Origin of the sequence: Mycobacterium sp. OTB74, assembly GCF_029892685.1 — a bacterium.
GTDB lineage: Bacteria > Actinomycetota > Actinomycetes > Mycobacteriales > Mycobacteriaceae > Mycobacterium.
Map to the genome: position 1 here is coordinate 38,050 of NZ_JARXVD010000011.1, position 15,441 is coordinate 53,490.

The following is a 15,441-nucleotide window of genomic DNA, read 5'->3' on the forward strand; positions in this document are numbered from 1 at the left end:
CCTTGGAGCGTTCAGCTGCTCCGAGGGCCGTCTTCGTAGGTCCAACTGCTAGTTCATGTTCCAGGGTTCGCCGTAGGTGGTCACCGAGTCGCCGGCCTTGGAGATCAAGCGGGCGAACGGGCGCAGCAGCACCCCACCGGCAGCACCGGTCACCGTGCCATGCGCGTTGGACACCGCCACCGCCCCAGCCGGGCCCGAGACATCCACCGAGAACGTCGCGACCTCCTGGATACCCGGACCGTTGCCCAAGTCGGCAGAGATCGACACACCCGGGAACAGGTTCGGCGTAATGATCGAGTTGAACGGATTACCGCCATACCAGTTGGCATCGTCGAACAGGATGTTCGGCGTGGTGTAGCTGAAGTTGATGCCCACACCCAGCGACCACGGGAAGCCGATCTGGTAACCCAGCTCCAAGGTGCCGGCGAACTCGTCACAACCCGGGCCCGCACACTTGTACTTGGCCTTGCCCGAATGAAACCACTCACGCGTCAACCGGTTGCGGTCCAACGGAAACACACCGTTGAGGAACGTATCCCACTGCTGAACAGTCAACGTCCGATCCTGGCCGTCAACCAGACTCAACTCATTGTCCAGGCCCGCATGGGACGTACCCGCCCCCACGAAAAGCGCCGATACTGCTGCGATCAGCGCCACCAGCACTCGCGTGAATGCCTTCATGTTCTCCCTCTTGTGGAAATACTTCTCTGCGGTTTGAAGCTCGTGGTAGACGACGGGCGGCGTCGACAAGCCGCGCGGTTTGTCGACGCCGCCCCGATGCGTCTTCGGCGCCTAAGCATAGAGGCTCGGTGCCGCTGCTGTTAGACCTAGTTCATGTTCCAGGGCTCACCATAAGTCGTGACGCTATCACCGGCCTTGGAGATCAAGCGGGCGAACGGGCGCAGCAGCACCCCACCGGCAGCACCGGTCACCGTGCCATGCGCGTTGGACACCGCCACCGCCCCAGCCGGGCCCGAGACATCCACCGAGAACGTCGCGACCTCCTGGATACCCGGACCGTTGCCCAAGTCGGCAGAGATCGACACACCCGGGAACAGGTTCGGCGTAATGATCGAGTTGAACGGATTACCGCCATACCAGTTGGCATCGTCGAACAGGATGTTCGGCGTGGTGTAGCTGAAGTTGATGCCCACACCCAGCGACCACGGGAACCCGATCTGATAACCCAGCTCCAACGTGCCGGCGAACTCGTCACAACCCGGGCCCGCACACTTGTACTTGGCCTTGCCCGAATGAAACCACTCACGCGTCAACCGGTTGCGGTCCAACGGAAACACACCGTTGAGGAACGTATCCCACTGCTGAACAGTCAACGTCCGATCCTGGCCGTCAACCAGACTCAACTCATTGTCCAGGCCCGCATGGGACGTACCCGCCCCCACGAGAAGCGCCGATACTGCTGCGATCAGCGCCACCAGCACTCGCGTGAACGCCTTCATGTTCTCCCTAGCTCTGTAGGCGGTGACCGAGCCGTCCACCGCACAACCATTCACAAGTCAACTGACAGGGATTCACATGGTGCTCTTATCAGCTGCTCATTATTGACACGTGGAACATAACGGGGTGCGCACTACCGGGCAACGCGTACGTCAGCCCGGCTACCAAATATTCCCAAGCGGGCAGAGTTTGCTGGGAACTAATGACAAATTGCAACCGACATGGGACCTACCGTTACCCGACCGAGACCGTCTGTGCGTCTGCTACAGGCGTCTGACCGGCGCAATCTGCCGGATGGCCCGACACTTTATACGGCTCAGCGAAATACCGTGCTCAGCCGTGGTGCGGGGGCACGTTATCCCGTAGCCATCGGTCGCGACCCGTGTCTTCTTCTGATTGGCGGTCGTCGCGCTCATCGCTGGATGCTGCCGGTAAAGCATCACCGAATACCTTGTTAACTACGTGGCGCGGAGGTTTCGTTTCGCTCATCACACAGCCTCATTGCACGTGATTAAGATCACATTACTTGATGTCCCGATCAGTTTTGAGCTTACGCGGGCGCTGTTCCACCGCCGCCCCGGCGGCCGATTGGGTGAACCACTGAGCCGATCGGCTCAGATATCCAGACTGGAAAGCTGACCGATGATGTGTGCTGCCAGCGGACCAAGAGTGGCCATGCCGTCCCGCACGGACGCGCGCGAACCCGCGACGTTGACCACCAGCGTGCTGCCCGAGACGCCGGCCAGCCCACGGGACAAGCCCGCGTCAGAAATACCCGCGGCCAGTCCCGACGATCGCAACGCCTCGGCGATACCCAACAACTCGCGATCGAGAATGGTGCGCGTGGCCTCCGGCGTCACGTCGCGGGGTGTAACCCCGGTGCCGCCGACCGAAATCACCAGATCGACACCGCCGATCACTGCCGTGTTCAGCGCATTGCGAATCTCGACCTCGTCGGCCTCGACCACGACGACACCGTCGACCAGGAAACCCGCCTCGCCGAGCAACTCGGTGACCAACGGCCCGCTGTGATCCTCTTCCCCGTGCGCGGTGCGGTCGTCTACGACCACGACGAGCGCCCGGCCAACCAACTCCCCTGGCTGTTCCATGGATGTCACCGTATATCGCGGAACCCACACGGGTGGGCACCGGATGCCGCACAGCGCATCAACACCGTCATCGTGCGACCGATCGTCACTGCTGAGCCTTGCCCAGCGTGACCTGAACGGTCTGCGGCTTACCGGAGTTGTCCCGGTAGGTCAGCGTCACCCGGTCGCCCGGCGCCTTCGACCGCACAGCGGCCACCAGGGCGTCCGCGCTGCTGATAACCCGGTCGTCCACCTTGGTCACCACCACGCCACTGGGGAGGCCGGCCGCGGAGGCCGCACCACCACTGGTCACGTCGATGATCTTGGCACCGTCAATGGAGGCGTCGTTACCCACCTGAACGCCCAGCGACGCGTGGCTGGCGATGTGGTCCTGAGTCTTGATCAGTTCGTCGGCGATGCGCTTGGCTTGGTCGACCGGGATGGCAAAACCGAGTCCGATGGAACCGCTCTGTGACTGCCCGGAGTCACCACCGAGGGTCGCGATGGCCGAGTTGATGCCCACCAGTTCGCCATTCATGTTGACCAGCGCGCCACCGGAGTTACCCGGGTTGATGGCCGCATCGGTCTGGATGGCGTCCAGCACGGTGTTCTGGTTCTTCGCGTCACCGCCGGCCGCGACAGGGCGGTTCAGGGAGCTGATGATGCCCTCGGTAACAGTGCCCTGCAGGCCAAGCGGCGAACCGACGGCGACCACTCGCTGGCCCACCACCAGATTGGTCGATGAGCCCACAGTGATGGGCGACAGGTTTGAAACGCCCTGGGCGCGAACGACCGCGATATCGCTGCTGGGATCTGTACCGATGATGGTGAACGTCGTCGTACTGCCGTTGCTGAAAGTGACCTTGGTCTGTACCGGAGGCGCTCCCACAGGCACCTTCGCCGCGGCTACGACGTGATTGTTGGTCAGGATCAGGCCATCCGGGGTGAGGATGATGCCGGAGCCTTCTTCAGACTGACGCCCCATATCGGTTTCCAGCTTGACCACGCTGGGCACCACCTTGGCCGCAACCTGCTCAATGGAGCCGGCCGGGGCATTGACCGCAAGCCGGCCTGACGCGTTCCCTGACACCGTGGTGACAGCGGCCGGCTCATCGGGCCCGACCAGTCGCGCAACACCGCCGCCGATGCCCGCCGACACCACCGCGATAGCCAATGCACCGGCAATCAAAGCCCCGGTGCGCGAACGCTGCTGCGGACGTGGCGAGATGCCGTTGGGCGCAGAGCGGTAGGGGTCATATGGATGGGCGGCAAACTGCTGCCGCGCGTACTGACCGTTGTTGTAGTGGCCCGCGCTGTATGCACCAGTTCCGGTCTGGCCCGTTCGGTACGCACTTGTGCCATAAGGCCCGGCCTGTTGCCCCGCCGAATACTGACCCGAATACTGCCCAGCCTGATAAGTGCCTGTGGTCTGGGACCGCTGCTGGGTTGCATACCGCCAGTCATACGACTCCGCCCGCTGAGACGCACCGGGTGCCTGTGCTCCCTGGTAGGAATCAGCGCTCCGGCTCGGCTCGGGCTGCGGTGAATACCTCGGCTCGTTAGTCATAGCTGGTCGGCACTCTTCCTGTCATGCGGATCCGCTGCCACGGCAACGGACAATACGGTCCAACAGTTCCCGCTGGGGCTGAGAATCGACTTAGCGGACAATTAGGGAACACTAGGTCTCATCTGGTGTTCCGGGCTCTCCATTTTCCGTGGTCATGGCCGATACGTCCAATCCGGCGCGACGGTGTGTCTCCACTCCTGATGGGCGGCCGGGCAGCACCACATGAATAGCTGTCCCTGGCGGTGTCCCACCCGGGACTGCGTCCTCGATTCGCAGCGCGCCACCGTGTTTGAGCACGATCTGTTTAACGATCGCCAGCCCCAGACCCGACCCCGGCATCGCCCGCGCGGTCATCGACCGATAGAAGCGTTCGAAGACTAGCGCCCGCTCGCCGGGCGGGATCCCGGGCCCTTGATCAGCCACCACCAATTCGGCGTGCATAGGGTCGATGCGGCCGAGCCTGACGTACACGACGCCACCGACGGGGCTCCACTTGGCGGCGTTGTCGAGCAGGTTCAGCATGGCCCGCGACAGCCCGGCGCTGTCGCCGTAGACCTGCCAGCCAGCCACATCGACGTCGAAGTCGATATCGTTGCGGCGACGGCGAACTCGCTCCAGACTGCGATCAACAACCTCGGCGATCTCGACCGGCTCGTGGATGGTCACGCCGGCGTCGTCGCGGGTCAGGTCCACCAGGTCGCCCACCAAGGTGGACAGCTCCTCGATCTGGGCAATCACGTCAGAACGCAAGCCCGCCATCTCGTCTTCGGGGAACGGCGGTGCGTCCGGCGCTGTCGAAGCCATCAGGAGTTCGACGTTGGTCCGCAGCGACGTCAATGGTGTGCGCAACTCATGGCCGGCGTCGGACACCAGCCGCGCCTGCCGGTCCCGGGATTCCGCCAATGCCCGCAGCATCATGTTGAAAGCTTCTGTGAGCCTGGCCAATTCGTCATTGCCGTAGACCGGAATGGGGCGTAGATCATCGGTGCGCGCCACCCGTTCGGTAGCTTCAGTCAGCCTGGCCACCGGTCTCAGGCCGGTGCGGGCGACGGTCCCACCGGCGATCGCGGCAACCACCATGCCCAGGCCCCCGACGATCATCAAGATGGTGCCCAGGCGTTTGAGCACCTGACTGGTCGGCAACAGGTTCTTGGAGATCAACAGCGAGCTGCCGGACGGCAGGTGCACGGCAAGCACGCGCTGGTAGTTGGTGGTCCGCAGCGACATCAGCAGCTTTCCGGCGATGACGTCCTTCTCCGGAGCGCCCACAGGCAACGTCTCGCCCTGCTGATTTGCGGTGTAGATGGCACGGCCCGGAATCACGTACATCGCGTTGACGTCGGAGTACGCCGTACCCTCGATGGCCTTGCCCGGGTCAAGTGCCAGTGAGCCACTCTCGATCAGCAGTTGCGCACGGCTGTGCAATTGGTTGTCGATGTCACCGTAGAGCGCTTTGGATACCACCACGTACACCGCGACGGACATCAGCACGACGACCATCGCCACCATGGACATGGCCAGCAGCATCACGCGCCACTTCAGCGACACCGAACTGGCGTCGTGCAGCGCTGCGTCACCCTGAGCCGAGATGGTCGGAACGGGCACGGTCTTTTCAGACCTGTCGCTGCTGAACACCAGGCTTCTGGGCGTCATGCCGTCAAACATCAGGGAGGCGTCTCGCGCAACACATAGCCCACGCCGCGAACGGTGTGGATCAGGCGCGGCTCTCCCTCGGCTTCGGTCTTGCGACGCAGGTAGCCGACATAGACCTCAAGCGCGTTGCCCGACGTCGGAAAGTCGAAGCCCCACACTTCCTCGAGGATGCGGCTGCGGGTCAGCACCCGTCGCGGGTTGGCGATCAGCATCTCCAGCAGCGCAAACTCGGTCCGAGTCAGGCTGATCTGACGCTCGCCACGGGTGACCTCACGGGTCACCGGGTCCAGGCTCAGATCGGAAAAGGTCAGCGTGGCCGAATCGGCGCGGTCCTCCGGTCGGTTGCGGCGCAGCAGCGCACGCATCCGGGCCAGCAGTTCTTCGAGTGCAAAAGGCTTCGGCAGGTAGTCGTCAGCGCCGGCGTCCAAACCGGCCACCCGCTCGGACACAGAATCCCGAGCCGTCAGCACCAGCACCGGAAGGTCGTCCCCGGTACTGCGGAGTTGCCGACAGACTTCCAGGCCATCCAACCGGGGCATCATCACGTCGAGAACCACGGCATCGGGTCGATCGCTGGAGATACGTTCCAGCGCCTCGACGCCATCCTGGGCTAGATCGACGGAATAGCCGTTGAAGGACAAAGATCGACGCAGGGATTCGCGCACAGCGCGGTCATCGTCGACTACAAGAATGCGCACAGGCACAGTCTCACCCCACCATCTGAGAGTGGACTGAGAAGACGCGCCAGTCGGGCAGCAAAAAATCTGCCCGAAGCCAGGCTAGGTGCCTCAGGCGCGACGGTCGAGGTCGACCAGACCCAGGCGCGCAGCCTTGAGCAGGCGACGCGGCACCTTGCGCTGCTGACCTGCGACGTTCACGCTGACCAGACCGGTGGCCTCGGCCTTCCACTGCGCGCGCCGGCTACGGGTGTTCGCGCGCGACATTCTGCGCTTGGGCACAGCCATGACGTGCATCTCCTTGCTAGATGGTGTTGCTTGCTGGTCAGCCGCGCCACAAACGAACAAGGCGAGCGGCAGCGATTGCATCTCAGGATAGCGGTTGACCTGCGTACCCTCCAAAACGCCGCCCTCACCGGGCAACACTGCACCCAGAGCCCTTGACGCGAGACCGCTAGTAACGACTAACCTCCCTACCGGTTGGTTGAACGACGGGAGTGTGTGTGACATCACCGGCAATCCGGGTCGGTAATTGCTCGGGTTTCTACGGCGACCGACTGTCGGCAATGCACGAAATGCTGGCAGGCGGCGAGCTGGACTATCTCACCGGCGACTATCTCGCCGAGCTGACCATGCTGATCTTGGCCCGCGACCGAGCCCGAAACACCGAGCTCGGATACGCCAAGACCTTTCTCAAGCAGCTGGAGCAGTCCCTGGGCCTGGCGCTGGATAAAGGCGTGAAGATCGTGGCGAACGCAGGCGGGCTGAATCCCGCCGGTCTGGCGACCGCGGTGCGTGCACTGGCCGAGCGGCTGGGGCTGACGGTGCAGGTTGCCCATGTCGAGGGCGACGACTTGGTGGGCCGCGCCGACGAGCTCGGTTTCGGGTCGGTGCTGTCGGCCAATGCTTATCTGGGCGCCTGGGGCGTTGTGGACTGCCTGCGGTCCGGGGCGGACGTCGTGGTAACCGGCCGGGTCACCGACGCCTCGGTGATCGTCGGACCGGCCGCGGCTCACTTCGGCTGGACCCGCACCGACTATGACGTGCTGGCCGGAGCAGTCGCCGCGGGCCACGTCATCGAGTGCGGCACCCAGGCCACCGGCGGCAACTTCTCCTTCTTCACCGAGATCCCCGATCTGATGCGGCCCGGGTTCCCGTTGGCGGAAATTCGCGCCGACGGCTCGTCTGTGATCACCAAGCACGCCGGCACCGGCGGCGCGGTGACCGTCGACACCGTCACCGCCCAGCTGCTGTACGAGATCACCGGCGCGCGCTACGCCAATCCCGACGTCACACTGCGGGTCGACTCCCTTCAATTGACCGACGATGGCCCCGACCGCGTACTGATCTCCGGCGTCCGCGGCGAGGCTCCCCCGCCCACCTTGAAGGTGTCGCTGAACAGCATCGGCGGATTCCGCAACTCGGCGGCATTCGTCCTGACCGGGCTGGACATCGAGGCGAAAGCGTCGCTGTTGCAGCGACAACTGGAAGCCAACATGACGGTCAAGCCGGCCGAATTGCAGTGGACGCTGGCCCGCACCGACCACGCCGACGCTCCGACCGAGGAGACCGCCAGCGCACTGCTGCACTGCACCGTCCGCGACCCCGACCCGGCCAAGGTCGGACGGCAATTCTCCTCGGCTGCAGTCGAACTCGCGCTGGCCAGCTACCCGGGGTTCACAACCACCGCACCGCCCGGGGAAGGCCAGGTATACGGCACATTCAAGCCCGGCTACGTCGATGCCACGCTGGTCCCACATGTCGCGGTGCGCAGCGACGGCACCCGGATCGACATCGCGCCGTCCGCCGAAACGTTGGCACTCGACGTGGTTCCGGAGCCTGAGCTACCGACACCACTGCCGACCGGCACGGCGCGTCGTGTTCCGCTGGGCACCATCGCTGGTTCCCGCAGCGGTGACAAGGGTGGCTCGGCTAATGTGGGCCTCTGGGTGCGTGCCGCCGGGGCGAGCGAAGCGACGGGAACAGCCGATGACCAATGGCGTTGGCTGGCACGTACATTGACCGTCGACAAGCTCCGCGAACTCCTGCCGGAGGCCGCCAACCTGCCGGTCAGTCGGCATCTGCTGCCGAACCTGCGCGCCGTCAACTTCGTCATCGAGGACATCCTCGGCGAAGGCGTCGCCTACCAGGCCCGTTTCGACCCACAGGCCAAAGGCCTTGGGGAATGGCTACGTTCGCGCTACATCGATATTCCTGAGGAGTTACTTTCGTGACCATCTGGACCACACCCGAACGTGACGCGCTACGAAAGACCGTGCGCGCCTTCGCCGAACGGGAAATCCTGCCCCACGTCGACGAGTGGGAACGCAGCGGCGACCTACCGCGTTCACTGCATCGCGCTGCCGGCGACGCCGGTCTGCTCGGCGCTCAGGCGCCGGAATCGGTCGGTGGTGGCGGCGGGGACGGCGCCGACGCAGTGATCGTCTGCGAGGAGCTGCACTACGCCGGCGTACCCGGCGGCGTGTTCGCCTCCCTGTTCACCTGCGGCATCTCCACGCCACACATGATCGCTGCGGGCGATCAGCGGTTGATCGACACCTACGTCCGTCCGACGTTGCAGGGCAACATGATCGGCTCGCTGGCCATCACCGAACCCGGCGGCGGCTCAGACGTCGGGCACCTGACAACCCGCGCGGACCGCGACGGTGACCACTACGTCATCAACGGCGCCAAGACCTACATCACCTCCGGCGTACGCGCCGACTATGTGGTGACTGCGGTGCGCACCGGTGGACCGGGTGCGGCTGGGGTGTCGCTCATCGTCGTGGACCGGGATACCCCTGGTTTCCAAGTCAGCCGCAAGCTGGAGAAGATGGGCTGGCGCTCGTCGGATACCGCGGAACTGTCCTACGTCGACGTCCGGGTGCCGGCCGCCAACCTGGTCGGTCCGGAGAACTCCGGCTTCCTGCAGATCGCCGGGGCTTTCGTTTCAGAGCGCGTCGGCCTTGCCGCCCAGGCATATTCGAGTGCGCAGCGGTGTCTCGACCTCACGGTGCAGTGGTGCCGAGATCGGGAAACCTTCGGCCGGCCGTTGATCTCACGGCAGTCCGTGCAGAACACCCTCGCCGAAATGGCCCGCCGCATCGACGTGGCCCGGATCTATACCCGGCATGTCGTCGAGCGTCAGCTGGCCGGTGAGACGAACCTGATCGCTGAGGTGTGCTTCGCCAAGAACACTGCGGTGGAGGCCGGCGAGTGGGTGGCCAACGCGGCCGTGCAGTTGTTCGGCGGGATGGGCTACATGGCCGAGTCCGAGGTCGAACGTCAGTACCGAGACATGCGCATAATCGGCATCGGCGGCGGCACCACCGAGATTCTGACCTCGCTGGCCGCCAAGGCATTGGGGTTCCAGTCATGACCAAGTTGAAGTCCACCCTCGATCCGCGTTCGGCGGCCTACACCGAGGCAGCCGACGCCATGACGGCCAAACTCGACGAACTCGCCACCGAGCACGCCAAGGCGCTGGCCGGCGGCGGCGCGAAATACGTTGACCGCCATCACGCTCGGGGCAAACTGACCCCCCGTGAACGCATCGAGCTGCTGGTCGACCCGGACTCGCCGTTCCTCGAGCTGAGCCCGCTTGCCGCCTGGGGCAGCGACTTCGTCGTCGGCGCCAGCCTGGTCACCGGTATCGGCGTAGTGGAGGGCGTCGAGTGCCTGATCGTGGCCAACGACCCCACCGTCAAGGGCGGGACCAGCAACCCGTGGACGCTGAAAAAGATGCTGCGCGCCAATCAGATTGCCCGGGAGAACCGGTTACCGGTGATCTCGATGGTCGAGTCGGGCGGCGCTGATCTGCCCACCCAGAAGGAGATCTTCATCCCGGGTGGGGCGATGTTCCGCGACCTGACCCGACTGTCCGCGGCAGGTATCCCGACCATCGCGCTGGTGTTCGGCAACTCCACCGCCGGCGGCGCGTACATCCCCGGTATGTCCGATCACGTGGTGATGATCAAGGAACGCTCCAAGGTGTTCCTTGCGGGGCCGCCGCTGGTCAAGATGGCCACCGGAGAGGAGTCCGACGACGAAGCGCTCGGTGGCGCAGAAATGCATTCCCGCACTTCGGGTCTGGGTGACTATCTGGCGCAGGACGAACTTGATGCCATCCGAATCGGTCGACGCATCGTGGCCCGGCTGAACTGGCGCAAGCAGGGCCCGACTCCGGCGCCGGTCGTCGAGCCGCTGTTCCCCGAGGAGGAACTGCTCGGCATCGTTGGTGCGGACCTTCGCATCCCGTTCGACCCGCGGGACGTGATCGCCCGAATCGTGGACGGCTCGGATTTCGATGAATTCAAGCCGGTCTACGGCTCATCGCTGGTGACTGGCTGGGCCACGCTGTGGGGGTACCCGGTCGGCATCCTGGCCAACGCCCGTGGCGTGCTCTTCAGCGAAGAGTCTCAGAAGGCCACCCAGTTCATCCAGCTGGCCAACCGGTCCAACACGCCGTTGTTGTTCCTGCACAACACAACCGGCTACATGGTGGGCAAGGCCTACGAGGAAGGCGGGATGATCAAGCACGGCTCGATGATGATCAACGCCGTATCCAACTCCACGGTGCCCCACATCTCGCTGTTGATCGGCGCCTCGTACGGCGCCGGCCACTACGGCATGTGTGGACGCGCCTACGACCCGCGCTTCCTGTTCGCCTGGCCCAGTTCGAAATCCGCGGTGATGGGCGGCACCCAACTCGCCGGTGTGCTCTCGATCGTCAATAGGGCGGCCACCGAGGCTCGGGGCGGGCAGGTTGACGAGGCGGCCGATGCCGCGCTGCGGGCAGCGGTGGAGGCTCAGATCGAGACCGAGTCACTGCCGATGTTCCTGTCCGGCCGGCTTTACGACGACGGCGTCATCGACCCCCGCGATACCCGAACGGTGTTGGGAATGTGCTTGTCCGCCATTGCCAATGCCCCGATCGAGGGGACGTCGAACTTCGGCGTCTTCCGGATGTGACCATGAGCATTTCTACCGCCGAACGTGAGTTTGGAGTACCCCGATGATTCAGAAAGTACTGGTGGCCAACCGGGCCGAGATCGCCCGACGGGTATTCGCCACCTGCCGTCGACTCGGTATCGGCACCGTCGCGGTGTACACCGACCCCGACGCAGAGTCGCCGCACGTTGCCGAGGCCGACGCCCGGGTCCGCCTGGAAGGCCGCAACGGCTACCTCGACACCGGCCAGCTGATTGCCGCCGCTCGGGCCTCCGGCGCCGACGCGGTCCACCCCGGCTACGGATTCCTTTCGGAGAATCCGGATTTCGCGGCAGCGGTGCTCGATGCCGGGCTGACCTGGATCGGTCCCCCGGTCAAGGCCGTGCAGGCGATGGGCTCCAAGATCGAAGCCAAGAAGCTGATGGCCGCGGCAGGCGTGCCGGTCCTGACCGAACTTCAGCCGGACACCGTCACCGCCGACCAGTTGCCGGTGCTGATCAAGGCGTCGGCCGGTGGCGGTGGTCGTGGCATGCGGATCGTCCGCGAATTGTCGGCGCTGCCAGCCGAAGTCGCCGCCGCGCAGCGTGAGGCTCAGTCCGCCTTCGGCGACCCGACGGTCTTCTGCGAGCGCTACCTGGCCAGCGGTCACCACATCGAAGTACAGGTGATGGCCGACCAGCACGGCACCGTGTGGGCCGTCGGCGAGCGGGAGTGCTCGATCCAGCGGCGACACCAGAAGGTTATCGAGGAGGCGCCGTCACCACTCGTCGAACGCACTGACGGCATGCGGGCCAAGCTGTTCGAAGCCGCGCGTTTGGCCGCCTCCGCGATCGGTTACACCGGTGCGGGCACCGTTGAGTTCATGGCCGACGAGCGGGGTGACTTCTTCTTCCTGGAGATGAACACCCGTCTGCAGGTCGAGCACCCGGTCACCGAGGAAACCACCGGATTGGACCTGGTCGAACTGCAGATAAGCGTCGCCGACGCCAACGCATTGGCTCCGGAACCACCTGCTACCCAGGGATATTCAATCGAGGCCCGGCTGTACGCCGAGGACCCGGCGAAGAACTGGCAACCGCAGGCCGGTGCCGTGCATCGGTTCGAGGTACCCAGCGCCGGTACCGAGTTCAGCCTGCTCGGCCGCGCCGGCACCCGCGTCGACACCGGCATCGTGGACGGCTCGGTGGTGTCGGTGTTCTACGACCCGATGCTGGCCAAGGTGATCTCATTCGCGCCGACCCGACAGCGGGCCGCGGCAATTCTCGCCGACTCGTTGGCGCGCACCAAGATTCACGGCATCCGCACCAATCGCGACTTGCTGGTGAACGTGCTGCGGCACCAAGCCTTTCTGGACGGAGCCACCGACACGGCGTTCTTCGACACCCACGGCCTGGCCGAACTCGCCGGCCCGGCCGACACTGATACGGCGCTGGCCGCGCTGGCCGCAGCGCTGGCCGACGCCGCACACAACCGCAGCAACGCAACCATTTCCGCGGCGGCACCCAGCGGCTGGCGTAACCTTGCGTCGGGGTACCAGACCCGCGCCTACCGGGATGTATCCGACACCGATCATCAGGTCCGGTACCGGTACACCCGCACGGGTGTGGAGTTGCCCGACCACGATGGCGTGACGGTGGTCAGAGCCGCCGCAGACCGCGTGGTGCTGTCGATCGACGGAGTTGAGCGCAGCTACGACGTCGCTCGTTACGGGGACGACGTGTTCATCGACTCCCCCTTGGGCGCAACACATCTGGTTCTCCAGCCCCGGTTCCCCGACCCCGATTCCGGCGTCGCGAAGGGGTCACTCCTGGCACCCATGCCGGGCTCGGTGGTCCGGGTGGGAGCGGCCGTCGGCGACGCTGTCAAAGCCGGTCAGCCGTTGATCTGGCTGGAGGCCATGAAGATGGAACACACAATCGCCGCACCGGAAGCCGGTGTGCTGACCGAACTCAATGTCCAACCCGGCCAACAGGTCGACGTCGGCGCCATCCTGGCCCTCGTAGCAGTACCCGAAGGAGAATGAGCATGTCTTTCATCGAATCCGAAGAGCGCAAGGCGCTACGCGAGGCGGTCGCCGCAATGGCCGCCAACTACGGGCAGGACTACTACCTGGAGAAGGCCCGCGCAGGCCAGTACACCGACGAATTGTGGTCAGAGGCAGGCAAACTCGGCTTCCTCGGCGTCAACATGCCCGAGGAGTACGGCGGCGGCGGCGCCGGCATGTACGAACTGAGCCTGATCATGGAGGAGATGGCCGCGGGTGGCTGTCCACTGCTGATGATGGTGGTCTCGTCGGCCATCAACGGCACCATCATTTCCAAGTACGGCACCGAGGAACAGAAGAAGCGCTGGGTTCCGGGTCTGGCGGACGGCTCCTTGACCATGGCGTTCGCGATCACCGAGCCGGATGCCGGCTCCAACAGCCATCGCATCACCACAACCGCACGCCGCGACGGCAGCGACTGGATCCTCTCTGGCCAAAAGGTGTTCATCTCGGGCATCGACCAGGCGGACGCGGTGCTGGTCGTCGGGCGCACTGAGGACCACAAGACCGGCAACCTCAAGCCCGCGTTGTTCGTGGTGCCCACCGATGCCAAGGGCTTGTCCTGGACCAAGATCGAGATGGAGATCATCAGCCCGGAAAGCCAGTTCCAGGTGTTCCTCGATGAGGTTCGGGTGCCCTCGGACGCCCTGGTGGGCTCCGAAGACGCCGCAATCGCACAGCTTTTCGCCGGTCTGAACCCCGAACGCATCATCGGTGCCGCCATGGCGGTCGGCTGGGGCCGCTTTGCCATCCGCAAGGCCGCCGACTACCTCAAGACCCGGCAGGTCTGGAAGGTGCCGATCGGCGCGCACCAGGGCCTGTCACACCCGCTGGCACAGATCCACGTCGAGGTCGAGCTGGCCAAGCTGATGATGCAGAAGGCCGCCACCCTCTACGACGCCGGAGATGACTTCGGTGCCGCCGAGGCGGCCAACATGGCCAAATACGCCGCCGGTGAAGCATCGGTGCGGGCGGTCGATCAGGCGGTGCAGTCACTCGGCGGCAACGGCTTGACCAAGGAGTACGGCATCGCCGCCGCGGTCACCCAGTCACGGTTGGGCCGGATTGCCCCGGTCAGTCGCGAGATGATCCTGAACTTCGTGGCGCAGACCTCGCTGGGCCTCCCCCGGTCGTACTGATGAGCGCCTGCGCGAAGATTAGACGGTACTGATCGAAGAGGAGAGGGCACTGATGAGCGCGCTGGTCCACTACACGGTCGACGGAAATGTCGCCAGGCTGACGCTGGATTCGCCGCACAACCGCAACGCGATTTCGACCGCCTTGGTCGATCAGCTCCGTCAGGGTCTGGCCGATGCGGCCGACGATCCGGGCGTGCGGGTGGTGGTCCTTGGGCACACCGGAGGCACGTTCTGCGCCGGCGCGGATTTGACTGAGGCCGCCGGCCGGGACCCGGGCGATCTGGCGGTCGCTCGGGCTCAGGAGGCGACGACGCTTCTGCGCTCGATCCTGGAGCTGCCGGTGCCGGTGATCGCCGCCGTCGACGGCCACGTGCGGGCCGGCGGTATGGGGTTGATCGGCGCCTGCGATCTGGTGGTTGCCGGCACCGCCAGCACGTTCGCTCTGACCGAGGCACGCATCGGTGTCGCGCCGTCGATCATCTCGCTGACCCTGCTACCCAAGATGACCGCGCGCGCCGCGGGTCGGTACTTCGTCACCGGGGAGAAGTTCGACGCCGCTGAGGCCGCGCGGATCGGGTTGGTCACCATCGCGACCGATGACGTCACCGGCGTTGTGAATGCCCTGGCCGCAGAGATCGGCAAAGGTTCGCCGCAGGGTCTGGCAACCTCCAAGGCCTTGACCACAACTGCCATCCTCGATGACTTCGACCGACACGCCCGAGCGCTCGCCGAACAATCTGCTCGGCTGTTCGTGTCCGACGAGGCCCGCGAAGGGATGATGGCCTTCCTGCAGAAACGGTCGCCGAACTGGGTCGGATGACGCTGATTGGGCGGCCGGCCGATGCATCAAGGCGGCGACAGTTCT

13 protein-coding genes are annotated in these 15,441 nt (G+C 64.9%); 6 read left to right on the plus strand and 7 right to left on the minus strand.

Translation table 11 applies throughout. The features are described from left to right. Positions 1–48 precede the first annotated feature (48 nt). From M2432_RS15890 to rpmF, 7 genes are all read right to left on the minus strand, one after another. The gene (locus tag M2432_RS15890; protein ID WP_280827783.1) at positions 49–681 is read right to left on the minus strand and encodes an MspA family porin; all 633 of its coding nucleotides are present in this window, start codon (positions 679–681) and stop codon (positions 49–51) included. A gap of 146 nt (positions 682–827) precedes the next feature. Next, positions 828–1,460 (minus strand): MspA family porin, encoded by a 633-nt coding sequence (locus tag M2432_RS15895; protein ID WP_280827784.1) that lies wholly within the window; start codon positions 1,458–1,460, stop codon positions 828–830. Positions 1,461–2,072: 612 nt separating this feature from the next. After that, positions 2,073–2,567, minus strand: a complete 495-nt coding sequence (locus M2432_RS15900; protein WP_280827785.1) for a MogA/MoaB family molybdenum cofactor biosynthesis protein — start codon at positions 2,565–2,567, stop codon at positions 2,073–2,075. A gap of 85 nt (positions 2,568–2,652) precedes the next feature. Continuing rightward, entirely contained in the window at positions 2,653–4,113 is a 1,461-nt protein-coding gene (locus M2432_RS15905; protein WP_280827786.1) for a trypsin-like peptidase domain-containing protein, read from the minus strand. A 111-nt stretch (positions 4,114–4,224) separates the two neighbouring features. Beyond that, entirely contained in the window at positions 4,225–5,640 is a 1,416-nt protein-coding gene (locus tag M2432_RS15910) for a HAMP domain-containing sensor histidine kinase (protein ID WP_280827923.1), read from the minus strand. Positions 5,641–5,777: 137 nt separating this feature from the next. Beyond that, positions 5,778–6,464 (minus strand): response regulator transcription factor, encoded by a 687-nt coding sequence (locus M2432_RS15915; protein ID WP_280827787.1) that lies wholly within the window; start codon positions 6,462–6,464, stop codon positions 5,778–5,780. Between the two features lie 90 nt (positions 6,465–6,554). Continuing rightward, positions 6,555–6,731, minus strand: coding sequence for a 50S ribosomal protein L32 (gene rpmF / locus M2432_RS15920; RefSeq protein WP_280827788.1), 177 nt, complete (start codon positions 6,729–6,731; stop codon positions 6,555–6,557). A 230-nt stretch (positions 6,732–6,961) separates the two neighbouring features. Between rpmF and M2432_RS15925 the strand changes: the two genes are divergently transcribed. The 6 genes from M2432_RS15925 to M2432_RS15950 are packed head-to-tail and all read left to right on the plus strand — an operon-like array spanning position 6,962 to position 15,396. Beyond that, a complete protein-coding gene (locus M2432_RS15925) occupies positions 6,962–8,677 on the plus strand; it encodes a DUF1446 domain-containing protein (RefSeq protein ID WP_280827924.1) in 1,716 nt (571 codons plus the stop codon). Next, complete coding sequence (locus M2432_RS15930; RefSeq protein ID WP_280827789.1) at positions 8,674–9,822, plus strand: acyl-CoA dehydrogenase family protein; 1,149 nt, start codon at positions 8,674–8,676, stop codon at positions 9,820–9,822. The genes M2432_RS15925 and M2432_RS15930 overlap by 4 nt, the downstream gene beginning before the upstream one ends. Further along, positions 9,819–11,414: a carboxyl transferase domain-containing protein gene (locus M2432_RS15935; RefSeq protein ID WP_280827790.1), complete on the plus strand. Its 1,596-nt coding sequence runs from the start codon at positions 9,819–9,821 to the stop codon at positions 11,412–11,414. The genes M2432_RS15930 and M2432_RS15935 overlap by 4 nt, the downstream gene beginning before the upstream one ends. Before the next feature lie 43 nt (positions 11,415–11,457). Next, positions 11,458–13,416: a biotin carboxylase N-terminal domain-containing protein gene (locus M2432_RS15940; protein WP_280827791.1), complete on the plus strand. Its 1,959-nt coding sequence runs from the start codon at positions 11,458–11,460 to the stop codon at positions 13,414–13,416. A gap of 2 nt (positions 13,417–13,418) precedes the next feature. Beyond that, positions 13,419–14,576: an acyl-CoA dehydrogenase family protein gene (locus M2432_RS15945; protein WP_280827792.1), complete on the plus strand. Its 1,158-nt coding sequence runs from the start codon at positions 13,419–13,421 to the stop codon at positions 14,574–14,576. 52 nt (positions 14,577–14,628) lie between these two features. After that, positions 14,629–15,396 carry an enoyl-CoA hydratase family protein gene (locus M2432_RS15950; RefSeq protein WP_280827793.1) on the plus strand — a complete coding sequence of 256 codons (768 nt, stop codon included), beginning with the start codon at positions 14,629–14,631 and terminating at the stop codon, positions 15,394–15,396. Positions 15,397–15,441: the final 45 nt, after the last annotated feature.